This window comes from Salirhabdus sp. Marseille-P4669, assembly GCF_900240405.1.
Lineage (GTDB): Bacteria > Bacillota > Bacilli > Bacillales > Alkalibacillaceae > OEQK01.
This window is the reverse complement of record NZ_OEQK01000003.1, coordinates 79642-102799: the sequence shown is the minus strand read 5'-3', so window position 1 is coordinate 102799 and position 23158 is coordinate 79642. Positions and strand designations below refer to the sequence as shown.

Genomic DNA, 23158 nt, shown 5'->3' with positions numbered 1-23158 from the left:
TGGCTTTTAGGGGATATAGCTTTGTCCTTATACTTCCTTTGTTAATTGATATAAATAGTGTAGCTTTTGGAAGGTTTCCTCACATTTCACTAGAAAAGCCTGTCCGTCTTTTAATAAGGGATCGTTTCGGTCAAAGGTTAACCCACATAGTATTTCTGCCTTCTTTACATTTTCTAATCGAGTAAATAAAGAGTCTAAGTCAGCCTCTTCGTGTGGAATAACGTCTGGTTGCATATGATCTTTTGACCACACAAATGATTTAGGTATTTCTTTTTCGATTTTATTTTTATGTTTTTGCAAAATTTTTGCGTAGGATTGCTTAATTGGACTTTCATATATTACAGCAAACCAAATAAATAAATGACTTTCCCAAAGGCCAATCTGAAAATGAGGGTACTGCTTATAGCCTCTTTTGTTGTTTGCTAGAGCAGCCCAAGTATCTTTAGGTGGATTTATGGTTCTTCGTGCATGCTTCGCTACATGCACAAACATTTCATCACCAGTCAAAGCTGTTAAAGTAGGTGCCAATTCTGTTGCAATAGCTTCTAGTTTTGGAGAAACATTTCCACGTAATGCCTCCATGCGATTTTCTAAACCTGGAATCGTAAATACATCAAAGTCATCTTGTGTAAAACCGGTAAATGAAGTCATTCTTTTAGACATTCCTTTCTATCACACATTTTAATTATTATTAAAAAAGAATAGCTATAACTTGTTATAGTTTATCACAGCTTGCAAGAAAAACCCAATGATAATAGGTCGTCTGAAAGGTGATTTTTTTCTTAATATTTGGTACGATTAAACAAGATTATTCTAAAAAAAGGGGTTTCTTCTAATGAAATCAATCAATATCCATAGTATGTACGAGCAAGTAAAAGACTGGATTCTAGAAGTCGGCAAGGAAATTAGAGAAAGTGTACATAAACCACATACCATTAATTTAAAGAAGGATTATAAAGATCTTGTTACAGAAGTAGATGAAGAAACAGAGAAATACTTTATTCAAAAAATCAAGAGTGCTTATCCAGACCATAAAGTATTAGGGGAAGAAGGGTTTGGGGATACTCTAACATCCTTGGATGGTTGGGTATGGATTATTGATCCGATAGATGGAACGATGAACTTTGTCCACCAAAAACGTAATTTCGCTATCTCGATAGGTATTTATAAAGATGGCGTTGGGATGATCGGTTTCATTTATAATGTAATGGAAGATGTCCTTTATTATGCTATAAAAGGGGAAGGTGCTTTTAAAAATGATGAAAAGCTACCGATGCATACGGAAACAACACTAGAAGATTCCATTTTAGGAATCAATTCATTTTGGGGAATTCCGAATCGCCGTGTAGAAGAGGAAGGAATCCAAAACTTAATACGTCGAGTGCGTGGTACACGTTCCTATGGCTCTGCAGCATTGGAATTTGCTTTTGTAGCAGAAGGTATTATTGATGGTTACTTTACGATGCGTTTATCACCGTGGGATATTGCTGCAGGTGTTATTATCGTTAATGAAGTAGGCGGAGTAACCACAAATGTAGAAGGCGGTCCTTTAAATATGCTGGAAACAAATACAATATTAACGTGTAATCGTTCCATACATAATGAAATCATTACGAAATATGTCCAGGTTAAATAATTAGAAGGCTATCCTTTACAATTTTCAAGGATAGCCTTTGTTTTTAGAGAATTTTCTTTTTAATACGTAAGCCTAGTCCCATTAATATAAAGCCTAATATGAATAAGATTCCAGATAACCAGTAATTACGAAGTCCAATAGTAATACCTACAGAGCAGAAGGAAAGGACAACTAGTATTGTCATAATCATCATGATCATTTTCGGATTCATTTTTTTCACCTCACTCTATTAGTGTACATGAAGATGTTTGTGCTTCTCAAGTTATTCTATTCTGATATTTTAGTAGTCAAAATAATGAAGATTTAGTATGATTGTTAAGTAGACAAGCTTAAGGAGGCACACGTTTGATGGATAACAACTTACCAGATACGATACCTAGTAGTGGTTTTCGACCAATATCTGAGTATTTTCTAATTGAAATGGGAGACAAAACAGGTTACTTTTTACTGTACCTTGTAATCGTCATATTAACGATTATTACATATAAATTGGGCTTTGCTAAAAAATTACCGTTATTAAAATCGTTAGTCGTATATATATTACTAGTAATTGGTTGTTTTATATTATGGTTCTTCGGATTTAAATATCCAATTGCAGAAGTATTGGTTATTAGTATTCTTGTTTTAGGTATTTACCGTTTTCGTTTACACAGAGAACGAAAAAATAGGGAGGACACGTCGAAAGGAGTGGAGTAAGTTAGTGAGATCTTTACAGGATGCTGTATACAATTGGCTAACCATAAAGTTAGTTGCAGACAATCGACCTGAAGATCAAGCAGCCTTAGATACGACAACCTTTTTTCGTGAATTGCTAACGGAAGAACATAACGTAATCGATATTCACGTGCACCGTAAAGAAGAGATGTACTTTGTTACGTGTAAGCTTGAAAAGGGTGAAAGAAATTATCGTTTCCCGACCGAATTAATTGATTGTATTTATGATCAGATGGAACAAAATCCAGAGAGATATCAAAATTATCCTATTTGAAAACAGGGTTGGAATTTTCCAACCCTGTTTTTGTGTTTTTCGTTTAAAATCTAAATATACGTATCTTTCTTCTTTTCGCGATACACTCTAAAGTTTCCCGTAGCAATACGCTGTTCTGTTTTTTCTTTTATACGTTTATTACAATCGTCACACATATAAGACATGACGCGTTTCTTTCTTAAATTTTTTGCTAATAATGTTCCACTGTCAATGGAATCAATGCGATCACATAAAATACATTTTATTTTCATTTCGTCACCTCTTATATTACCGAATACACAAAGTATAACATGAGTTATCATACTTTTGAAACAATTGGGAGGTCCGTTATAAAAACGAGACCTCCCAATTGTGTTTATAAATTGTTATTTGATTGATCATCTTTTGTGTTTTCTAATTGTTGTTCTTTTTGTTTGTCTAACATTTGTTTATTCGTGTCTGGTTCAGAAGGTTGATTTTGTTTAGGGGGAACTTCTGGCATATATCGGCCAATAAGAGCACCTAATTCATCTAGAATTGCGTCTTCTGGGTGTCCTTGCTGTAGCTTATAGGACATTCTTCTTAATCGTTCGGTTACGTCACCATCCGCAACAACCATCGTATTGTTTCCATTCATTTCTTGTTTTATCGCCTCTGCAACAGAGTATTTTATAGAACCTACTCGAGTTCGATCTAAATCCTTATCTACATCAATTCCTACTATAGAATACGGTCCTAGCACTATTGCCGTTGCATCCTGCACACCAGGAATGCTTGCTGCTAAATGAGCAATTTGTTTTGCCATTTCTGTGTTTGATGCATTTTTATTTTCATTGCCATCACTTATTTCAGAGTTTTTGACCTTAATTAAATTCTGATTGTTGTTTTCCCTTGCGCTGTTATCGTCATTACACGCAGCTAACCCTATACAAATAAGTAACATAAAGAACATTTTTACAAAAGACGTTCGCATCCATAAGTCACTCCTTTTGTAATATATTCTCCACCGATTCGTCTAACTTTATGATTCAAATCATATATTAAATTACGGAATACTTACCAAACCTTTCTTTAGAAATTAATGGTTTAGAAAGCGCCCTTTTGATGAAAGTAGCATTTTTGAATTAGCTTTAGCTATTTTTAGTACTTTACTTACGTAGAACAAAATATTAGGAGGACTGCTTTTTTGATGAGGACATATGTATTAGATACCAATGTGTTACTACAGGATCCTCAAGCAATCTTTTCTTTTGAGGAGCATGAAGTGGTAATTCCAGCCATTGTTTTAGAGGAAGTGGATTCAAAAAAGCGGAACATGGATGAATTGGGTCGTAACGCTCGTGAAACGTCACGAATTATTGAGCGATTCCGCGAAAATGGCGAGCTTTATAAAGGTGTAGATTTACCAAGAGGTGGATTGTTTCGAATTGAACTAAACCATCGATCATTTTCAAAATTGGAGGATATTTTTTTAGAAAGAACGAATGATAATCGCATACTAGCGGTAGCCTTAAATTTACAGTTAGAAATGAAGGAGAAGCATTTAGATAGGGAAGTAGTTCTTGTTTCGAAGGACATTCTAATGCGGATTAAAGCAGATGCATTAGGAATCAAGGCGGAAGATTTTCTTAATGAACGAGCTGTAAAGGAAGACACAATTTATGACGGTTACCAAGAATGGCTAGTAGATGCTGACGTTCTAGATGCTTTTTACCAAGATGGAAAGGTCGCTATTCCGAAAGAGAAACAAGAGTATGTATATTCTAATGAGTTTATTGTAATGAAAAATGTATTAAATCGATCCCAATCCGCAGTTGGGATTGTAAGACAAAGTAAACAAGTGATTGAAAAATGTTTGTTTCAAACAGAAAATGCTTGGGGAGTAACCCCTCGTAATGTCCAGCAAGTAATGGCATTTGAATTGTTATTCCGAAAAGATATTGAGCTTATTACGATGATTGGAAAGGCGGGTACTGGAAAAACATTATTAGCACTTGCTACAGGTTTAATGCAGGTAGAAGATTTAGGATTGTATAAAAAAATGCTTGTAGCAAGACCAGTTGTGCCTTTAGGAAAAGATATTGGTTATTTACCAGGTGAAAAGGAAGAAAAATTAAAACCTTGGATGCAACCGATATATGATAATTTAGAATTTTTATTTGATGTAAAGAAGTCAGAAGACCTTGATCGGATACTATCTGGTATCGGCTCTATTCAAGTGGAGGCATTAACGTACATAAGAGGGAGAAGTATTCCGGAGCAATTGATTCTAATTGACGAGGCACAAAACTTAACAAAGCATGAAGTGAAAACGATTTTAACTAGAGTAGGGGAGGGAAGTAAAGTTATATTAATCGGAGACCCACAACAGATTGATCATCCGTATTTAGATGAATATAACAATGGTTTAGTACATGTTGTGGAAAAATTTAAAACGGATCCGCTTAGTGGACATGTAAAATTATTAAAAGGAGAAAGATCGTCATTAGCACAGCTAGCGGCCGACCTTTTATGATATAAATGAAGCCAGGGAAATGCGTGTGTAACTGCAAAAAGAAAATCCAACTTAACATACAGAATGCTTGCATGTATTCTGTATACGGTTGGATTTTCTTTTTTTTGAAGTTTTTTGGTTAAATAGCTGATTTAGATCCACCTAATGGTTTTAATCATTGTCCTTAGAAGCGGCGGATTTTTATATAATGGAAAACGCTATGGTCTTTCAAAATTGTATGCAATTATTCTAACAATATCAAAGCTACGCAATTTTTATTTCTTTTATTTCTTTAATCGGCGTATCTTTATTGGATCCATCGCCAAAATAGAAATAGAGTGGACCGTCTTGTAATGGTTTACCATCTTTTGCAAAAAGGAAAAAACCATTTTCTAAATCGTCTAAAGATATTTCATGTTCACCATTATTCGTTAGAAGCAAAGCTTTCGATGCATTCTTTTTTGGCTCTGCATTCTTAAGGAACGGTTTAATGGAAATGGCATATGTAGATTCTAAAATTTTATTTCGTTCCTTGCGTGTTAACATTTTATTGTTATTCGTATCTACTGGTTTACTTAAAGGTTCATCTTGACGTAATTCACGGTCCCATCTTTCGGAAGCCTTTTTGTTTTCATCTTCGTCGCTCGTGAATAACGCATCATTATTCGTAGTAAATAATTGTTCAAACTCCATTTTACGATCATCAAACATCCATACACCAACGTCTAGTGTAATAGGAAAGTTAACATTACCATTTAACATTACTATCATTTTTTCACCTCTATTAGAAATTACATAAGCTTGCTCTTTTTAGTATAACGGACTTTAGTTAGATATGCATTAAGGAGGACAATATTTATGCAAAATGTTAACCAAGAAGATTTAGTAAAAATGATGGAGCATGTACGTGTATATGCGAATAACGGTAAAGTAGCAGATTATATTCCTGCACTAAAAAAACAACGCCCAGAAATGCATGCAGTTGCTTTTCAACATATTAACGGGGAATGTGTAAGTACTGGACAAGTTGATTACAATTTTACAATCCAAAGTGTTTCAAAGGTCTTATCCTTAGCAATCGCTTTAATGGAGCATGGTGTGGAGGCTGTGTTTTCAAGAGTAGGTTTAGAGCCTACAAGCGACCCTTTTTACTCCATTTCAACGTTAGAGGTTGGGAAGCCTTCTAAGCCCTTAAACCCAATGATTAATGCGGGGGCATTAGCAATTACGAATATGCTTTGTGGTGGTAATTCGGAGGATAGGGTACGTACCATATTATCCCTCATCCACCGTATAACTGGTGATGATACGATTTACTACGACGAGGAAGTGGCGAAATCTGAATTCGAGACAGCGTTTCTAAATCGCTCATTATGCTACTTCATGAAGCAAAATGGGGTAATTACCGGAAGTGTGGAAGAATTACTCGATACATACACGAAGCAATGTGCAATAAGTATGAATGTGGAACAATTAGCTAAAATAGGGGCATTATTTGCTAATGACGGAAAAAGCTTAGATACTGGTGAAGAGATTATTCCATCTTTTTATTCAAGAATCTGTAAAACCTTTATGGTCACTTGCGGTATGTATAATGCTTCTGGAGAATTTGCTACAAAGGTAGGGATTCCAGCCAAAAGTGGAGTATCTGGCGTGATATTAGGAGTTGTAAAAAACTTAGGTGGAGTTGCTGTTTTTGGTCCTTCCTTAGATGAAAAAGGTAATAGTGTTATTGGATTAAAACTATTAGAAAAAATGTCTGCTCATTACGAATGGTCTATTTTTTAATTTCATAATTGTAAAAGTATATTAGCGAAATCTTGCATTTTTCAAGTGGAAACGGTAATATAATGTATTAGAAGTACCAATATTTTAATCTACAGAATTTTATAGTTTATTAGCTTTCAAACTATACCTTTTTGATAAATTGTAGGTGTTAATGAGCAGAGGGGGAATTATCCGTGTCATCTGAAATTATTACGGATCAAAAACAAGCGTTAGCCATTTTGAAAGAAGATGCGGAGAAAATCTTGCAGCTAATAAAAGTGCAAATGGATAACCTGACAATGCCCCAATGTCCTCTATACGAAGAGGTTTTAGATACACAAATGTTTGGGCTTTCAAGGGAAATAAACTTTGCAGTCCGTTTACAGTTAATTAGTGAAGAAACTGGTAAGGAAATAATGGAAAACTTAGAAAAACAGCTAAGTGGTCTTCATGAAGCGGCTCAAAATAAATAAAGCTCAAATTACAACGTTGGTTGTAATTTGAGCTTTTTATTTTTGGCAAAATGATAAATCCGATAGATTTTTTTAATTATCCTACTAAATATGCAGGAGTTTTCATCCTGTTTGTAGTAAAATTAATGAATAGACAAGTTTAATGAATAAAAGTAAAACAAAGGCTTTGTCAGTTACATCTAATGGTAAACCCCGTATATACGCTAGTAAAAAAACATTTATAGATCATGACTAAGCTTACGTTTATACTCTACCAAAACACGTATTATTTAACAGGTAAAAGTATATGAAAAACGAAGGCTATCGCGTAATGTGTTAGCGACATGCCAAGTTTTTCTAATCAAATTAACAGCATAAGGATGACTACATATGAAAAAACGATGGAAAAACTTAGATTTTGCTCTGACGTTCTCACCTCTTGCCTTAGCAGGATTCGGAATTGTCATGATATATAGTGCGAGTATGTTATATGGAGTCATGGAATTTGAGTCTAGTACATACTTTTTAGTAAAACAAATTCAATGGGTACTAATGGGAAGTTTTTTATTTTTCTTTACTCTGTTTATTCCATATCAAAAGTATAAAAGAATCATAAAAATGATAACCTTTGGAATTATTCTTTTATTAATTGGCGTACTTATTTTTGGGAAAGAGGTAAACTATGCGAAGTCCTGGTACGATTTAAAAGTGCTAAGCTTCCAACCAGCTGAGGTTGCTAAACTAGGGCTCATTATGTATTTAGCAGCAGTCTTTTCGAAAAAAATTAGTTACATTGATAATTTTTCGAAAGCAGTTGTGCCACCACTCGTGATAACTTCGATTGTATTAGGTTTAGTTATTCTTCAACCGGATATTGGAACAGCATCGATTATCTTTTTAATTTCATTGAGTGTCATTTTATCTTCTGGAATACGTTTTCGACATTTAGCTGCACTGATAGGTGTTGGTGTTTTATTATTAATAGCAGTAGTACCACATTTAGTGACAGATGAGCGTTCAGAACGCTTTACTGGTGCATACGAGCCTTTTGAAGATCATTTAGACAGTGGCTATCAATTAATTCAATCTTATGTAGCAATTGGAACTGGTGGATTAACCGGAGTAGGACTTGGAAACTCCGTTCAGAAATTAGGATATTTAGATCACGCACATACAGATTTTATACTAGCAATAGTGGCGGAAGAATTAGGTTTAGTTGGAGTCATAGTGTCTATTGGTTTATTAGCATTGATTGTCATACGAGGTTTATATATAGCAAAAAAATGTGAAGACGCCTTTGGTTCTTTACTTGCTATTGGAATATCTTCCATGATTGGGATACAAGCATTTATTAATATTGGTGCTGTGAGTGGACTTTTGCCTATTACAGGTGTCACGTTACCATTTTTAAGTTATGGTGGAAGCTCCCTTTTAGTATTAATGGTATCAATGGGAGTTTTAAATAACATTGCTATGCAAGTTCGGAGTCAAGAGACGCCTATTCGTAAAAGGAAAGAGGCGATTCCTACAGAACCAAGACTTCGTTCAGTTGGACAATAGGAAAGTGGGGATAAGATGGAGAAACAAATAAGGGAAATCAAAAAAGTACTAGTTGCAAACCGGGGGGAAATAGCAATACGGGTATTTCGTGCTTGTACAGAGCTAAACATTTCTACGGTTGCTATTTATTCTCAGGAAGATACTGGATCCTATCATAGATATAAAGCGGATGAAGCCTATTTAGTTGGAAAAGGAAAAAAACCTATTGATGCATACCTAGATATAGAAGGTATTATTGAAATTGCCAAAAATGTTGGGGTAGATGCTATTCATCCAGGTTATGGATTCTTATCTGAAAACATCCATTTTGCTAGAAGATGTCAAGAAGAAGGGATTCTTTTTATCGGACCGAATGTAAAGCATTTAGATATGTTTGGGGATAAAGTAAAGGCACGTCATCAAGCGATTGAAGCGAATATCCCGGTGATTCCAGGTACCGATGGGCCAATCGAAAGTGTAGAGGAAGCATATGCGTTTGGGGAGAAGCACGGGTTCCCAATTATCATTAAAGCTGCACTAGGTGGTGGGGGACGTGGTATGCGAATCGTACGTAGTCGCGATTCCTTAAAAGATTCCTTTGAAAGAGCAAAGTCAGAAGCTAAAGCTGCATTTGGTAATGATGAAGTATATATAGAGAAATTTGTAGAAGATCCGAAACATATTGAGGTCCAAATTATTGGCGATCATGCTGGTAATATTGTTCATCTATATGAAAGGGATTGCTCTGTTCAAAGAAGGCACCAGAAAGTAGTAGAAGTAGCGCCAAGTGTATCTCTATCAGAGCAATTGCGTGAAGATATTTGCCAAGCAGCAGTAAAGCTAATGAATAATGTTCAATATGTGAATGCGGGGACTGTTGAATTTTTAGTATCAAATGATGAATTTTACTTTATTGAAGTGAACCCTCGTGTACAAGTGGAACATACAATTACTGAATTAATAACTGGTATTGATATCGTACAGACCCAAATTTTAATTGCTGCTGGTTATGAATTAAATAGCGAAACGGTTGGCATACCAAAACAAAACGAAATTAAAACAAATGGATATGCGATTCAATCACGAGTGACTACAGAAGACCCATTAAATAACTTTATGCCGGATACAGGAAAAATTATGGCATATCGCTCTGGTGGGGGCTTTGGAGTTCGGCTTGATGCAGGAAACGGTTTCCAAGGAGCGGTAATTTCCCCTTACTATGATTCTCTACTTGTAAAAGTATCGACTTGGGCATTGACATTTGATAAAGCCGCACATAAAATGGTTCGAAACCTAAAAGAGTTTCGGATTCGTGGAATTAAAACCAACATACCGTTTTTAGAAAACGTCATACAGCATCCTAAATTTTTATCCGGATCTTACAATACATCATTTATTGACCAATCGCCAGAGCTATTTGTATTCCCGAAACGTAAGGATAGGGGTACGAAAATGTTATCCTATATTGGGAATATAACCGTAAATGGGTTTGAAGGGATTGGTAAAAAGAAAAAACCAGTTTTTGATACCCCTAGAATTCCGAATATTAAAATAAATGACTCGAATTTATCTGGTACAAAACAAATCTTAGATGAAAGAGGTCCAGAAGGCTTAGCGAAGTGGGTGAAGGATCAATCAAAGGTTTTACTGACTGATACAACCTTCCGCGATGCCCATCAATCGCTTTTAGCAACACGTTTTCGCACGAAGGACCTTTTAGAAATTGCTGAGCCCACTGCTAACCTTTTACCTAACCTTTTCTCCGTGGAAATGTGGGGAGGAGCAACCTTTGATGTAGCCTATCGTTTCTTAAAGGAAGACCCTTGGGATCGATTGCTAGCAATGAGACAAAAAATGCCGAATTTGTTGTTCCAAATGTTACTTAGAGCTAGCAATGCAGTTGGATATAAAAATTATCCGGATAATGTCATAAAGGAATTTGTTGAAAAAAGCGCAAACGCTGGAATTGATGTGTTCCGGATTTTTGATAGCCTCAACTGGGTCGAGGGAATGACACTTGCAATTGATGCAGTTTTGTCACAGAATAAGGTGGCAGAAGCAGCGATGTGTTACACCGGGGATATTTTAGATCCGAATCGAAGCAAATATGATTTACATTACTATAAAGAGTTAGCGAAAGAACTGGAAGCATCTGGTGCACATATTTTAGGTATTAAAGATATGGCAGGCTTATTAAAGCCAGAAGCTGCGTATCGTCTGATTTCTACTTTAAAAGAAACGATTGATATTCCAATTCATTTGCACACACATGACACGAGTGGAAATGGTATTTTCACTTATGCAAAAGCAATAGATGCTGGTGTAGATGTAGTGGATGTAGCTTGCGGCCCTATGTCAGGCTTAACCTCACAACCTAGCGCAAATAGTTTATATTATGCACTATCAGAAAACAACCGTCAGCCTGATGTTGACATCAAGTCCTATGAGCAGCTTGGCTATTATTGGGAGGACATTCGAAAGTACTATCATGAATTTGAAAGTGGTATGAATGCGCCCCATTCAGAAGTGTATGAACATGAAATGCCAGGTGGTCAATACAGCAATCTAAAGCAACAAGCAAAGGCGGTTGGTTTAGGTGATCGTTGGGATGAAGTTAAGCGTATGTATCGAAGGGTTAATGATTTATTTGGAGATATCGTAAAAGTTACACCATCTTCTAAGATTGTTGGAGATATGGCGTTATATATGGTCCAAAATAATCTCACAGAGGACGATATATACGAAAATGGAGAAAAACTTGATTTTCCTGATAGTGTTGTTCAGTTTTTCCAAGGATATTTAGGTCAGCCATATCAAGGGTTTCCACAAGAATTACAGCGTATTATTTTGAAAGGAAAAGAACCAATTAAAGTTAGACCTGGAGAATTAATGGAAAATATCGATTTTAATGAAATGCGGGATACGTTGTACCATACGTTAAACCGGGAAATTACAAGCTTTGACTTATTGGCTAATGCGTTATATCCTAAAGTATTTATGGATTATAACAAGTTTTATAACGAATATGGTGATATCTCCGTATTGGATACACCAACCTTTTTCTATGGTATGCGACTTGGGGAAGAGATAGAGGTCGTTATTGAACAAGGTAAAACGTTAATCGTAAAATTGGTATCCATTGGAGAGCCTCAAAGCAATGGCACACGTGTGGTTTACTTTGAATTAAATGGTCAACCACGTGAAGTAATCGTAAAGGACGAGAGTATCCGAAATGTTATTGCAGAAAGACCAAAAGCGGATAAGAGTAATGAAAAGCATATCGGTGCTTCTATGCCTGGTACAGTATTACAAGTTGTTGTTGATAAAGGTGAACGAGTTAAAAAAGGTGATCATTTAATTATTACAGAAGCAATGAAGATGGAAACAACTGTTCAAGCTCCTTTCGATGGCATTGTTAAGCAAGTACATGTATCAAATGGTGATACAATTGGAACAGGAGATTTATTAATCGAAATGGAATAAGCATTGGCCCTCTACATGAGTAGGGGGCTTTATTACATAAAAAAAGCTAGGGTATAGTCGTTACCTCTAGCTTTTTGAACGCTTACTTTTTCATTTTTGAACTTCTGTAAGATAATAGTAAATAGTATGTTAGAATGGCAAAAAAACAACATACAATTAAGGCGTGAAGCAATGCAATAAACAAGTTCAGAACCGTAAAGATAATCAATGCACCTAAAAATACTTGGAATGCAATGAAGGAAGTTGCAATCGTCCACCCATTAAACATAATCTTACTATGTTTGTATTGTCTTATAATCCGAATATATAAATAGATTACCCAAATAATAAGAATACCAACAGACATTCTATGCCCCATCTGAATCCATTGCTGAAGGTTAAAATCAGAAAGACCCAATGATGAATCGCATAGTGGCCAATCTTTACATACTAAACTAGCATTTGCATGCCGTACTAATGCACCAGTATAAACAACTAGTAATGTATAAATCGTTATTCCATAAAACTGTCTACGTAACTTCTTATCAATATACAAAGATTCTGCATCAAACTTTTTATCGATCTCGAAAATAAGTACCATAAGTAAGAAGACTGATGAAAAGGATATGAGCGAAATACCAAAGTGTAGTGCTAATGCAAAATCAGACTGTGGCCAAAGTACATTAGATGCCCCAATTAGGGATTGTAATATTAGAAAGAAAACCGAAATGAAAGCTAAAAACTTTGTTTCTCGTATATGACCAATAAACTTCCAACTTAAGATGGAAAGCGCTAAAACTAATATACCTACTGTACCTGTAGCTAAACGGTGACTAAGTTCAATTATTAGTTCTGGAGTTATATTGGTTGGAATTACTTCACCGTCACATAATGGCCAGCTTTGTCCACAACCTAATCCGGATTCGGTTTTTGTAACAAGTGCACCACCAATTAACACAAATAGCATTCCAATAGTAGATAATACTGATAGCCATTTTAATATTTTGATCATTATGATACCGCCTGTCTACTTGAAGTCAATCATATCAATACTAATACAAAACAAAGTTAATGACAAAAGATTTTTTGTCAAATTGTTGAACTTTGAAAGTTTTGTACTTTATTCGTAGTTTTTTTAATGAAATGTGTCTAAAGAAATGCTATCATGTTTAATGTTGTTTTTCATCTTTTTACTATATTCATTTCGTGGTATTTTATAGAAAACAGTGTACATCATATTTTTTCACAAAAATAAAGTCTTGATGTTTCTATATTTGTTTGATAGAAATAAATAGGGCATAAATAGGAATAGAAGCGTTTTGCTAAAATTTATTGGTTTTATTTAATATATAAGAAGAGCTTTGATGTAAATAGCTAGTTAAAGTTCATAAATTTGTCACACAATCATAATAATTGTGTGATTAAATAGATGTGAATACCTTTACGTGATACAATATAACAAGTGTTATTTATAATTACGAAATAAAGGAACTTTCTTCATAATAATCGTGATTTTGGATGAAAATAAAATGTAAAGTAGGATAGAGAGGAAGGTTATGATGAATAACCCGAAGGCTATAGAGACAACTTCAATACTAGATCCTGCTAAAGAACAACCTACTGAGACGAAGACAACTTTATGGGCTGATTTTTTAGCACTAATAAAAATAGGTATTATAAATTCTAATTTAATGACTACCTTTGCTGGCTTTTGGCTAGCATTGTTTTATTCAAATACAACATTTTTTGATCATTGGCAATCTTTAATTTTCGTATTGTTAGGTACAGGATTTGTCATTGCAGGTGGATGTGTCCTAAATAATTACTATGATAGAGACATCGATCAAAAAATGTCTAGAACAAAGAAACGTCCGACTGTTACAGGAACCTTATCAAATGCACAAGTGTTACGAATCGGCATTGGTTTTTCTATATTGGGTGCTATGTTTCTTCTATTAACAAATGTACCAGCAGCCGTAACAGGAATATTTGGATGGTTTGTTTATGTAGTTTTATATACAATGTGGTCTAAAAGACGTTACACATTAAATACGATAGTAGGAAGCTTTTCCGGAGCTGTGCCACCATTAATTGGATGGTTAGCAGTTGATCCGACATTTCACCCAGTAGCATTTGTCTTTTTCTTAATTATGTTTATATGGCAAACACCACACTTTTTAGCATTAGCTATGATGAAAGTGAAGGAGTATAAGGCAGTAGGAATTCCTATGTTACCTGTAGTTCATGGTTTCTCTATTACAAAAAGACAAATTTTAATATATATCCTTTGTTTACTACCACTGCCATTTTACTTAAGTTCATTAGGAACTATTTTTATGATTTTGGCAACATTATTAAATGTAGGGTGGGTAGTACTATCAGTAAGAGGATTTTTTATGAAAGATGATATGAAATGGGCAAAATGGATGTTTATTTACTCCATTAATTATTTAACCATTTTATCTATTGCGATGGTAGTTGCTACATTGCCATCATTCTTCTAGTGTAATCAGAAAAGTATCATTCTTTTCTTTCTGATTCTATAAATAAAAATATATAAAAGAGAAAGAGGGGTAATAATTCATGAAAGGATGGATGGGGCGGTTTCGCACGCTTTTCCTGTTAGGAGCCTTAGCGCTATTTCTTTCAGGATGTGGGAACCCATATGTAAGTGCACTGCAGCCTAAAGGTGAAGGCGCACAAATGAGCTATGATTTAATGCTTATTAGTCTTGCAATTATGGTATTAGTAGTTATTGTTGTAGTTGCAATTTTTGTCATTGTTATGGTCCGATTCCGCCAGAAAAAAGGGCAAGAGGACTACATACCAAAGCAAGTAGAAGGGAACCATGTTTTAGAAACAATATGGACAGTCATTCCAATTATCTTGCTATTAATCCTAGCAGTACCAACAGTTCAATACACATTTGCTCTAGCAGAAACAGAGCCTGAAGCACAAGCAGAGGATGCTGAAGAAGCGGAAGATGTATTATGGATTGATGTAACTGCGAAACAGTTTTGGTGGAATTTTAGCTACCGTGATTTGAATGTAACGACAAGTCAGGATTTATATATTCCTACAGATAAACGTGTTTATGTAAAACTATCCTCAGGAGATGTCATTCACTCCTTCTGGGTACCAACAATTTCTGGTAAAATGGATACAAACCCAGGTAAAAATGAAAATGAAATGTTTATCAATGCAACAGAAGAAGGGGTCTATTGGGGACACTGTGCAGAATTCTGTGGACCATCTCACTCTTTAATGGAATTTAGAGTTATTGCAGTTAGTCCAGGAGAATTTGATCAATGGATTTCTGACATGCAAGAAGCATCTGCAGAGGATACTCCAGCAGACACTGTTGCAGCAGAAGGTCAAGCATTATTCCAACAAAGCTGTATGGCATGTCACGCAATCGGTGCATCACCAGCTGTTGGGGTAGGACCTAACTTAACTAGCTTTGGCACTCGAGAAACATTAGCAGGTATTGAAGAAAATACGAAAGAAAACATCGTGAAATGGATTTTAGATCCAGAAAGCTTCAAGCCTGGAAACGAGATGACTGGTAACTATGTTGTACCAAGCAAAGAAGATGCAGGTAAGATTGCGGAGTACTTGTTGACATTACAACCAAGTGAAATTGGTCCAGACGATGCTCGCGATAATGAATATATTCAAGCCGAGCCTAAGGAAGAAGAAGGCGAAGGTGAAGAGAATACAACAGAAGAAGAATCAACAGAGGAATCTGCTGAAGAAGAAACAAACGAACAATAAAAGAATTTTTGTTGCTCATATTTAGGATGATGTTCTAAGGGAGGTAAAAAGTGTGAGTACAGCAACTGCAAAGAAGCGTGGCTTTGGTTCTGTACTGTGGGATTATTTAACTACAGTAGACCATAAGAAAATAGCTAGCCTCTATTTAATTGGTGGTGGATTCTTTTTCTTACTTGGTGGTCTTGAAGCCTTGCTAATTCGTTTACAGCTTATGTATCCCGAAAATGCTTTAATCGGGGCTCAATTTTACAATGAAGTGTTTACAATGCACGGTACGACCATGATTTTCTTGGCAGCAATGCCGCTATTGTTTGCTTTAATGAATGCGGTCATGCCATTACAAATAGGTGCTCGTGATGTTGCATTTCCATTTATTAACGCATTAGGTTTTTGGTTATTCTTATTTGGTGGTATTTTACTAAACCTATCTTGGTTTTTAGGTGGCGCACCTGATGCTGGATGGACTTCTTATGCTCCATTGTCTATTTACTCACCAGGTCATGGTGTGGACTTTTACGCAATTGGTCTACAAATTTCTGGTTTCGGTACGTTAATGGGTGGTATTAACTTCTTAGTTACCATTGTTACAATGCGTGCTCCAGGTATGACATATATGCGTATGCCACTATTTACATGGACTACTTTTGTAGCTAGTGTATTAATTTTATTTGCATTCCCAGCTTTAACAGTTGGTATTTTCTTACTAACATTCGATCGCCTATTTGGTGCTCAATTCTTCGAGGCAACAATGGGTGGTAATGAAATCATTTGGGAACACTTATTCTGGATTTTCGGACACCCAGAAGTATATATTTTAATACTTCCTGCGTTTGGTATATTCAGTGAAATCATACCAGTCTTCTCTAAAAAGCGTTTGTTCGGATATTCATCAATGGTATTTGCAACAGTATTAATCGCATTTTTAGGATTTATGGTATGGGCTCACCACATGTTTACAACAGGTATGGGTCCAGTAGCGAACTCCATTTTCGCAGTTGCAACAATGGCGATTGCGATTCCAACAGGTATTAAAATATTTAACTGGTTACTAACAATGTGGGGCGGTAAAATTCGTCTAACGTCTCCGATGCTTTGGTCAGCAGCATTTATTCCATCCTTCTTATTAGGTGGGGTAACTGGTGTTATGTTAGCTGTAGCTCCAGCTGATTTCCAGTATCATGACTCTTACTTCGTAGTCGCTCACTTCCACTACGTTATTGTTGGTGGGGTCGTGTTTGGTATCTTAGCAGGTGTTACGTATTGGTGGCCATTAATGTTTGGTAAAGTATTAGATGAAAAGTTAAGTAAATGGACATTCTGGACATTCTTTACTGGTTTCCATTTAACATTCTTTATTCAACATTTCTTAGGTCTAATGGGTATGCCTCGTAGATATTGGACATATCTAGAAGGTCAAGAGTTTGAAACTGGAAACTTTATAAGTACAATTGGCGCCTTCTTAATGGGTGTAGGTACAATAATTTTACTTTACAACATTATTAAAACGTCTGTTAGTGGTGAAAAATGTACACGTGACCCATGGGATGGTCGTACATTAGAATGGAGCTTACCTATTCCAACACCGCATTACAATTTTAAACAATTACCATTAGTGCGTGGACTAGACGCATTATGGATTGAGAAAACACAAGGTAATGGGAAAATGATTCCAGCTGAACCTGTAGATGATATTCATATGCCTAACAACTCAATCTTACCGTTTGTTATATCTTTAGGATTATTTATTGCAGGTTTAGGCGTTATCTATCGTGTTGATTCGAATGCTGCATACATTGCAATCATTGTTGGTTTTGTACTAACATTTGGAAGTATGCTCGTTCGTTCAGTTAAAGACGATTTAGGGCACCATATTCATAAAGAAGATCTTGAAAAAGAGGGGGCTGAGGTAGAATGAGTACACATGAAGATGTATTGAGTTCTGAAAACCTACCGCATGAACCTGAGAAAGCTACCCTTGAAGGTAAAAATAAATTTTTAGGTTTCTGGTTCTTCCTTGGTGGTGAAACTGTATTATTTGCAAGTTTATTCGGTACGTATTTAGCATTGAAAAACTCGTTTGGAAATGCGGAGCATGCCACACCTTCTCAAGAGCTATTTGGTCTAGAACTTGTGTTTATTATGACCATGTTCTTATTAACAAGCTCATTAACCAGTGTTTATGCTATGTACCATATGAAAAATCATGATTTTAAGAAAATGATGCTATGGCTAGGTATCACTGTATTACTTGGTCTTGCATTCTTAGCTTGTGAAATTTATGAGTTTACACATTATTATCATGAGTTCCACCATACATTTACATCATCTGCTTTTGGATCAGCCTTTTATGCACTTGTTGGCTTCCACGGCGCGCACGTTGTATTTGGATTATGCTGGATTGTTGCTCTAATGGTTCGTAACGCAAGACGTGGTTTAAACCTTTACAACGCACCAAAGTTTTATATTTCAAGTCTATACTGGCACTTTATTGATGTTGTATGGGTATTTATCTTTACAGTTGTTTATTTGATGGGGAAGGTGGGATAAATTATGGCAGAAAACACCAAATCCAGTCATACAGATGAGTTTTATAAAGTAAAGCATAAAGAGCAAATGAAACACCAAGTTATTACATTTGCCTTGATGATTATTTTTACGATTGTAGCTTTTGCTTTAGTAGCAGGGGACTTCAGTAAATTATTTATTATCCCAGTGTTACTGTTATTAGCAGCAGTACAAGTTATGTTTCAGCTATACTATTTCATGCATATGAGTGAAAAAGGTCATGAAATGCCAGCGTTAATGATTTATTCCGGTATTTTCGCTGCTATTCTAACCATTTTAGCTTTAACAACTATTACATGGATTTAAGTTAGAAAATCGGAGCGATTCGCTCCGATTTTTTTATGTGTGTGTAATTTATCTAATGGATCTGTATAGATTATTAATTGGTATGCAGGAGACGGTATACTATTAGAAAAGAAGTGACTCCAGGTTCTATTTATGACAAATTCATGAATAATAGAGGATTACTTAGAAACGAATGTGGAAATCAGTTATAATAGGAATGATATATACACCTATATTGGAGTGACATAAATATGTGGACAAAATTACAAATTTTTGGGTTCCGCGCACTTTGGAGTCCGTATTTCTTGTTGTTTGTAATAGCACTTAGTTTACTATATTACTTAATAACAGGGCCACTGAGACATAAATTCGGTGGAAGCAACCAATCTGTACCTACTGGGAAACAACAGTTCTCCTTTTACCTTGGAATGCTGACTCTTTACTTAGTGAAAGGGGCACCAGTTGATTTACTTTCTCATATTTCTTTATTAGCTCACATGATCCAAATGGCTTTATTTTATTTACTTTTCCCAATTCTCATCATAAGGGGTATTCCTGGATGGATCTGGAGAAAAGTCTTCAATATTAAAGTATTGAAACCAATATTAAATCTATTTACAAAGCCACTAATAGCGATATTTTTATTTAACTTTTTATTTTCCATTTACCATTTACCTGATATTTTGGACTTCTCAAAGACAAGCGCCACAGCACATTCCATTATCTCTATCGTAATATTATTTGCGGCCTTCTGTATGTGGTGGCCACTCATTACACCGTTAGAAGAGCAACAACGAATTAAACCATTATTTAAAATATTTTACATTTTTGCTAATGGAGTATTGATTACTCCTGCTTGTGGTTTAATTATATTTGCGCCTGAATCTCTATATGAGACGTATTCGAATATGGAAGCTTGGTCAAATGCTTTAAGTTTATGTGTGCCTTTTGATGTTTTATCTGGTTTAAATACAACAGCGTTTAATGGTCCTGAATTTTTTACAGATATGTCTTTATTACATGACCAGCAAGCAGGTGGTATTTTAATGAAAGTCATGCAAGAAATTATTTATGGTATCGTGCTAGGTAAGGTATTCTTTAGTTGGTACCGTAAAGAAAACCGTGATATAGATCCAATTCCAAACCAATCTTAAAATACAATTTGTCGTTCGGAGGTATCGTTAGTGCCAATTTTACCAACAATTAGTACAGCATTTATTGTAATTAGTGCGATTTTAGTGGCAATCGGTTGGATACTAATCGTCAAGAATAAACCGAAAGCTCATAAAAAAGTAATGATTGCAGCAGCAATTTCTGCTTTACTATTTTTCATTATTTACATGTCTAGGACAATCTTTATGGGGAATACCTCGTTTGGGGGACCTGAGAATTTAAAGATTTACTATACAATATTTTTAGTCTTTCATATTGTTTTAGCTACTACAGGGGCAATCTTTGGATTAGTAACGCTTTATTTAGCGTTAAAAAGAAAAATTTCAAAGCACCGGAAGATCGGACCTGTTACAAGTATCATTTGGTTTTTTACGGCAATAACGGGAGTAGCAGTTTACTTGTTACTTTATGTTTTGTTTGATGGTGGAAAAACAACTAGTATGATAAAAGCAATATTAGGATTTTAGGTGATGAAAACATGCTCCATTCATCTAAAGGGGTCAAATTAAAGAAATTGTCAGCTCAGGATGTCCACTTGTTACAGGAACAGCCTGAGCTGTTTTTTCAAAAAAATTCCATAATTCGTACAGATGGAGATTGGCCGTATGATGGTTTAAAAGCTTATTTACCGTTATTTCATGAACTATTACTAGAGAATCCAAACGCCTTTACTGGTCCGTGGGTTATGGTGACTGAACAAAATCAATTGATTGGTGACATTTCTGTTAAAACATTTAACGAAAATGTTACATGCCTTGAAGGAAGCGATTCTTTATTTGAGATGGCATATTTTGTTACTCCTGCGAAACGAAATAAAGGATATGCAACAGAGGCAATTGCTCGATTATCTACTTGGTTTTTTGAAATGTCTAAACAAAGAGTACTTTATGCAAGAACGAAGAAGGGGAATCTGCCTTCTCAACGGGTATTACAGAAGACAGGCTTCAAGCGAATAGAAGAAGATGATTTTGTTAGGACCTATATAAAGAAAAGAGATTGAGAGTAGTCCTGGTCAAGGAAAATTTAATTTTGAAAGCCGTTTTTAATAAGCACAAGGGAGATGTAAAAAAAGCCGAAAGTGAGAACTTTCGGCTTTTAAGTCCTTTATATTTTTATTCTCCAATTAATAATACCAGCTTCTTTTGCAGAGTTATACGCGATAACAACCAGGGGACCGACAATAAAACCTAATAGGCCAATTAATTGTAATCCTAAAAACATGGCAATTAAGGTAACAAGTGGCGAGAGTCCCATATGTGTTCCCATTACTTTCGGTTCTACGGTACGGCGAATGGCTAGTAAAATAATAGCTAGAATTGCTAGTTTTGTACCCATTACGGCATCACCTGAGAAGTACATAAAAAGAGACCAAGGACCTAAAATAACGATTGACCCAATAATAGGTATTAAGTCGATGATCCATATGATAATGGACATAATTAGTGCTACATCTGGTGCAATAATGAATAAACCTATTAAGCTAACAATAAAGATTAGAATACTTACTAAAAATTGTGCTTTAAAGAATCCAGCTATGACACTAGTAAATCTTGCAGCCATAAAGGTTACTTTTTTAGCTGTCGCTTCTGTCATTAGTTCAAATGTCCTTTGTTTAATTTTTGGTAGCTCAATCATAAATAAGAAGAGTGCAATCAGATAAACAATAAAGCTAACTAGAAATTCTGGAATTTTTGCTGCGAAATTTGCAACATTTTCTATGGTTACTACATTAAGTATCGTGGTTTTCATACTATCAAAGGTAGTATCAATAGTTGCCTCCACTTCATCAATAAAAGCATCCGGCATTTCTTGTGTGAATCGATCTAAGTCGGATTTCATATCATTTACGATATTTGTTATATCACTAACGTATTCAGGAGTATTCTCCGCTAATTTTACTAATTGAGTAACTGATTTTGTAGCTACGTACGTACCTATCGTGCTGATTAAGAGTAAGAAACAAATGAAGGTTAAAATGACGCTGACATTCCGCTTTAAACGTAATTTTCTACCTAATAATCTTACGAGAGGGTTTAACATCAATGCGGTTAAAATCGCCAAAATAATTGGAATAGAAACAGGAATGATAAAATAAAAAATGAGAAGTGTAATAATAATCAAAAAGATTATAGACCATTGTCGTTTTGTGATTTTCGATAGCAAGGTAATGACGTGGCTCCTTTCCGGATAAAAAAGTATTCTTAAATAAAATATAGCACATTGAATGCCGTTTGAATATTAGAAACCTTTAGATTTACTTCTGTAATAAAAATGTAATACTGGTAAATTTGGGAATCTATTATTATATCTATGAAGATATAGTTAAACATATGAATGAAAACGAATATTTAAGTGGCTTACTTAGTACTTCGGTAAACATAAGTGCTAGATAAAAGCTTTATACAATAGGTATTAGCATTTTGTATCACAATAGGACATCAATGATAATTGGCTATTATTCATAAATGGGGAAGGTTATTTTACAAAAGTAAGAAACCAGGCTTTGGATAACCTGGTTTCTGTATAAAATGATTAATTATTTATTTTCTTCCTTGTATGTATCTAATAATTCTTTAACATTGTTTAAAATGCCATTACATCTTTGGACAATATTATTAGGAAATTCTTCATCATATTCAATACCATGTGGATAATAATGCTTCCCAAGAACCGGAGTTAATAATTCAATTAGTGCAGTTCCTTTATCGACATTCCCTTCAAGAGCATGCCCTTGAACTCTTAAATAATATGTTTCGTTCTTTACAGACGTATTCATTTTATAATCATATGTAACACGTTCATAATCCCAGCCAGAAGCTCTTACAAATCCAGCCTTTTTCATTAAATAATCTAGAGGACGGAGGTCTACTACTGCACCTTCAATTCCTGTTTCTTCAAATTTCATTTCTTCCACCTCACATTTATAATCTAAAATAATAATAGTAAAAAAATGAACAATAATCAATCTTTCTGTATAAATCTACTTATTTTACGGAATGAATGTAACAAATTGGACACAATAATGAGAGGGAAATGCTTGTATT

24 protein-coding genes are annotated in these 23158 nt (G+C 35.0%); 16 read left to right on the top strand and 8 right to left on the bottom strand.

Going from position 1 to position 23158, the window contains the following annotated elements; all coding sequences use genetic code 11:
• Window positions 1-27 precede the first annotated feature (27 nt).
• On the bottom strand, window positions 28-663 hold the full coding sequence (locus C1A05_RS06975) for a YktB family protein (protein WP_234998389.1): 636 nt from the start codon (window positions 661-663) through the stop codon (window positions 28-30).
• 172 nt (window positions 664-835) lie between these two features.
• Between C1A05_RS06975 and C1A05_RS06970 the strand changes: the two genes are divergently transcribed.
• Entirely contained in the window at window positions 836-1636 is an 801-nt protein-coding gene (locus tag C1A05_RS06970; protein WP_102027488.1) for an inositol monophosphatase family protein, read from the top strand.
• Window positions 1637-1679: 43 nt separating this feature from the next.
• Here C1A05_RS06970 and C1A05_RS17980 read toward each other — a convergent pair whose 3' ends face one another.
• Entirely contained in the window at window positions 1680-1847 is a 168-nt protein-coding gene (locus tag C1A05_RS17980) for a DUF5325 family protein (protein ID WP_159462015.1), read from the bottom strand.
• Window positions 1848-1984: 137 nt separating this feature from the next.
• On the opposite strand from C1A05_RS17980, the gene C1A05_RS06965 reads away from it, so the two are divergent.
• Window positions 1985-2332: a YlaH-like family protein gene (locus C1A05_RS06965; protein WP_234998388.1), complete on the top strand. Its 348-nt coding sequence runs from the start codon at window positions 1985-1987 to the stop codon at window positions 2330-2332.
• Window positions 2333-2336: 4 nt separating this feature from the next.
• The gene (locus C1A05_RS06960; protein WP_102027487.1) at window positions 2337-2624 is read left to right on the top strand and encodes a hypothetical protein; all 288 of its coding nucleotides are present in this window, start codon (window positions 2337-2339) and stop codon (window positions 2622-2624) included.
• 50 nt (window positions 2625-2674) lie between these two features.
• On the opposite strand, the gene C1A05_RS06955 is transcribed toward C1A05_RS06960, so the two are convergent.
• Entirely contained in the window at window positions 2675-2875 is a 201-nt protein-coding gene (locus C1A05_RS06955; RefSeq protein ID WP_102027486.1) for a YlaI family protein, read from the bottom strand.
• A 104-nt stretch (window positions 2876-2979) separates the two neighbouring features.
• Window positions 2980-3576 (bottom strand): YhcN/YlaJ family sporulation lipoprotein, encoded by a 597-nt coding sequence (locus C1A05_RS06950; protein WP_102027485.1) that lies wholly within the window; start codon window positions 3574-3576, stop codon window positions 2980-2982.
• 213 nt (window positions 3577-3789) lie between these two features.
• Between C1A05_RS06950 and C1A05_RS06945 the strand changes: the two genes are divergently transcribed.
• Complete coding sequence (locus C1A05_RS06945) at window positions 3790-5118, top strand: PhoH family protein (protein WP_102027484.1); 1329 nt, start codon at window positions 3790-3792, stop codon at window positions 5116-5118.
• Window positions 5119-5361: 243 nt separating this feature from the next.
• Here C1A05_RS06945 and C1A05_RS06940 read toward each other — a convergent pair whose 3' ends face one another.
• Window positions 5362-5868, bottom strand: coding sequence for a hypothetical protein (locus C1A05_RS06940; protein WP_102027483.1), 507 nt, complete (start codon window positions 5866-5868; stop codon window positions 5362-5364).
• Between the two features lie 87 nt (window positions 5869-5955).
• On the opposite strand from C1A05_RS06940, the gene glsA reads away from it, so the two are divergent.
• From glsA to pyc, 4 genes are all read left to right on the top strand, one after another.
• Complete coding sequence (gene glsA / locus C1A05_RS06935) at window positions 5956-6885, top strand: glutaminase A (protein WP_102027482.1); 930 nt, start codon at window positions 5956-5958, stop codon at window positions 6883-6885.
• Between the two features lie 173 nt (window positions 6886-7058).
• Window positions 7059-7337 carry a YlaN family protein gene (locus C1A05_RS06930; protein ID WP_102027481.1) on the top strand — a complete coding sequence of 93 codons (279 nt, stop codon included), beginning with the start codon at window positions 7059-7061 and terminating at the stop codon, window positions 7335-7337.
• Window positions 7338-7706: 369 nt separating this feature from the next.
• Window positions 7707-8876 carry a putative lipid II flippase FtsW gene (gene ftsW, locus C1A05_RS06925; RefSeq protein ID WP_102027480.1) on the top strand — a complete coding sequence of 390 codons (1170 nt, stop codon included), beginning with the start codon at window positions 7707-7709 and terminating at the stop codon, window positions 8874-8876.
• A gap of 15 nt (window positions 8877-8891) precedes the next feature.
• On the top strand, window positions 8892-12338 hold the full coding sequence (pyc, locus tag C1A05_RS06920) for a pyruvate carboxylase (RefSeq protein ID WP_102027479.1): 3447 nt from the start codon (window positions 8892-8894) through the stop codon (window positions 12336-12338).
• Between the two features lie 82 nt (window positions 12339-12420).
• On the opposite strand, the gene C1A05_RS06915 is transcribed toward pyc, so the two are convergent.
• Window positions 12421-13329 (bottom strand): COX15/CtaA family protein, encoded by a 909-nt coding sequence (locus C1A05_RS06915; RefSeq protein ID WP_102027478.1) that lies wholly within the window; start codon window positions 13327-13329, stop codon window positions 12421-12423.
• A gap of 547 nt (window positions 13330-13876) precedes the next feature.
• Between C1A05_RS06915 and cyoE the strand changes: the two genes are divergently transcribed.
• The 8 genes from cyoE (at window position 13877) to C1A05_RS06875 (ending at window position 21114) form a co-directional block, all read left to right on the top strand.
• A complete protein-coding gene (gene cyoE / locus C1A05_RS06910; protein ID WP_102027477.1) occupies window positions 13877-14821 on the top strand; it encodes a heme o synthase in 945 nt (314 codons plus the stop codon).
• A gap of 79 nt (window positions 14822-14900) precedes the next feature.
• Window positions 14901-16091 carry a cytochrome c oxidase subunit II gene (gene coxB, locus C1A05_RS06905; protein WP_102027476.1) on the top strand — a complete coding sequence of 397 codons (1191 nt, stop codon included), beginning with the start codon at window positions 14901-14903 and terminating at the stop codon, window positions 16089-16091.
• A gap of 52 nt (window positions 16092-16143) precedes the next feature.
• Window positions 16144-18006 carry a cytochrome c oxidase subunit I gene (gene ctaD, locus C1A05_RS06900; protein WP_102027475.1) on the top strand — a complete coding sequence of 621 codons (1863 nt, stop codon included), beginning with the start codon at window positions 16144-16146 and terminating at the stop codon, window positions 18004-18006.
• Window positions 18003-18638 (top strand): cytochrome (ubi)quinol oxidase subunit III, encoded by a 636-nt coding sequence (locus C1A05_RS06895; RefSeq protein ID WP_102027474.1) that lies wholly within the window; start codon window positions 18003-18005, stop codon window positions 18636-18638. The genes ctaD and C1A05_RS06895 overlap by 4 nt, the downstream gene beginning before the upstream one ends.
• A 3-nt stretch (window positions 18639-18641) precedes the next feature.
• Window positions 18642-18962, top strand: coding sequence for a cytochrome c oxidase subunit IVB (gene ctaF, locus C1A05_RS06890; RefSeq protein WP_102027473.1), 321 nt, complete (start codon window positions 18642-18644; stop codon window positions 18960-18962).
• A 230-nt stretch (window positions 18963-19192) separates the two neighbouring features.
• Window positions 19193-20095 carry a cytochrome c oxidase assembly factor CtaG gene (gene ctaG / locus C1A05_RS06885; RefSeq protein ID WP_102027472.1) on the top strand — a complete coding sequence of 301 codons (903 nt, stop codon included), beginning with the start codon at window positions 19193-19195 and terminating at the stop codon, window positions 20093-20095.
• Window positions 20096-20125: 30 nt separating this feature from the next.
• Window positions 20126-20581, top strand: coding sequence for a DUF420 domain-containing protein (locus C1A05_RS06880; protein ID WP_102027471.1), 456 nt, complete (start codon window positions 20126-20128; stop codon window positions 20579-20581).
• Window positions 20582-20592: 11 nt separating this feature from the next.
• The gene (locus C1A05_RS06875; RefSeq protein ID WP_102027470.1) at window positions 20593-21114 is read left to right on the top strand and encodes a GNAT family N-acetyltransferase; all 522 of its coding nucleotides are present in this window, start codon (window positions 20593-20595) and stop codon (window positions 21112-21114) included.
• Window positions 21115-21218: 104 nt separating this feature from the next.
• Here C1A05_RS06875 and ytvI read toward each other — a convergent pair whose 3' ends face one another.
• Window positions 21219-22277 carry a sporulation integral membrane protein YtvI gene (gene ytvI / locus C1A05_RS06870; protein WP_102027469.1) on the bottom strand — a complete coding sequence of 353 codons (1059 nt, stop codon included), beginning with the start codon at window positions 22275-22277 and terminating at the stop codon, window positions 21219-21221.
• A 373-nt stretch (window positions 22278-22650) separates the two neighbouring features.
• Complete coding sequence (locus C1A05_RS06865) at window positions 22651-23019, bottom strand: YugN family protein (RefSeq protein ID WP_102027468.1); 369 nt, start codon at window positions 23017-23019, stop codon at window positions 22651-22653.
• Window positions 23020-23158: the final 139 nt, after the last annotated feature.

Bases quoted from the DNA above. Each gene is read 5' to 3' on its own strand.
- C1A05_RS06975 (WP_234998389.1), bottom strand. From the start codon at position 663: ATGTCTAAAAGAATGACTTCATTTACCGGTTTTACACAAGATGACTTT.
- C1A05_RS06970 (WP_102027488.1), top strand. From the start codon at position 836: ATGAAATCAATCAATATCCATAGTATGTACGAGCAAGTAAAAGACTGG.
- C1A05_RS17980 (WP_159462015.1), bottom strand. From the start codon at position 1,847: ATGAATCCGAAAATGATCATGATGATTATGACAATACTAGTTGTCCTT.
- C1A05_RS06965 (WP_234998388.1), top strand. From the start codon at position 1,985: ATGGATAACAACTTACCAGATACGATACCTAGTAGTGGTTTTCGACCA.
- C1A05_RS06955 (WP_102027486.1), bottom strand. From the start codon at position 2,875: ATGAAAATAAAATGTATTTTATGTGATCGCATTGATTCCATTGACAGT.
- C1A05_RS06950 (WP_102027485.1), bottom strand. From the start codon at position 3,576: ATGCGAACGTCTTTTGTAAAAATGTTCTTTATGTTACTTATTTGTATA.
- C1A05_RS06940 (WP_102027483.1), bottom strand. From the start codon at position 5,868: ATGATAGTAATGTTAAATGGTAATGTTAACTTTCCTATTACACTAGAC.
- glsA (WP_102027482.1), top strand. From the start codon at position 5,956: ATGCAAAATGTTAACCAAGAAGATTTAGTAAAAATGATGGAGCATGTA.
- ftsW (WP_102027480.1), top strand. From the start codon at position 7,707: ATGAAAAAACGATGGAAAAACTTAGATTTTGCTCTGACGTTCTCACCT.
- pyc (WP_102027479.1), top strand. From the start codon at position 8,892: ATGGAGAAACAAATAAGGGAAATCAAAAAAGTACTAGTTGCAAACCGG.
- C1A05_RS06915 (WP_102027478.1), bottom strand. From the start codon at position 13,329: ATGATCAAAATATTAAAATGGCTATCAGTATTATCTACTATTGGAATG.
- cyoE (WP_102027477.1), top strand. From the start codon at position 13,877: ATGAATAACCCGAAGGCTATAGAGACAACTTCAATACTAGATCCTGCT.
- coxB (WP_102027476.1), top strand. From the start codon at position 14,901: ATGAAAGGATGGATGGGGCGGTTTCGCACGCTTTTCCTGTTAGGAGCC.
- C1A05_RS06895 (WP_102027474.1), top strand. From the start codon at position 18,003: ATGAGTACACATGAAGATGTATTGAGTTCTGAAAACCTACCGCATGAA.
- ctaF (WP_102027473.1), top strand. From the start codon at position 18,642: ATGGCAGAAAACACCAAATCCAGTCATACAGATGAGTTTTATAAAGTA.
- ctaG (WP_102027472.1), top strand. From the start codon at position 19,193: ATGTGGACAAAATTACAAATTTTTGGGTTCCGCGCACTTTGGAGTCCG.
- C1A05_RS06875 (WP_102027470.1), top strand. From the start codon at position 20,593: ATGCTCCATTCATCTAAAGGGGTCAAATTAAAGAAATTGTCAGCTCAG.
- C1A05_RS06865 (WP_102027468.1), bottom strand. From the start codon at position 23,019: ATGAAATTTGAAGAAACAGGAATTGAAGGTGCAGTAGTAGACCTCCGT.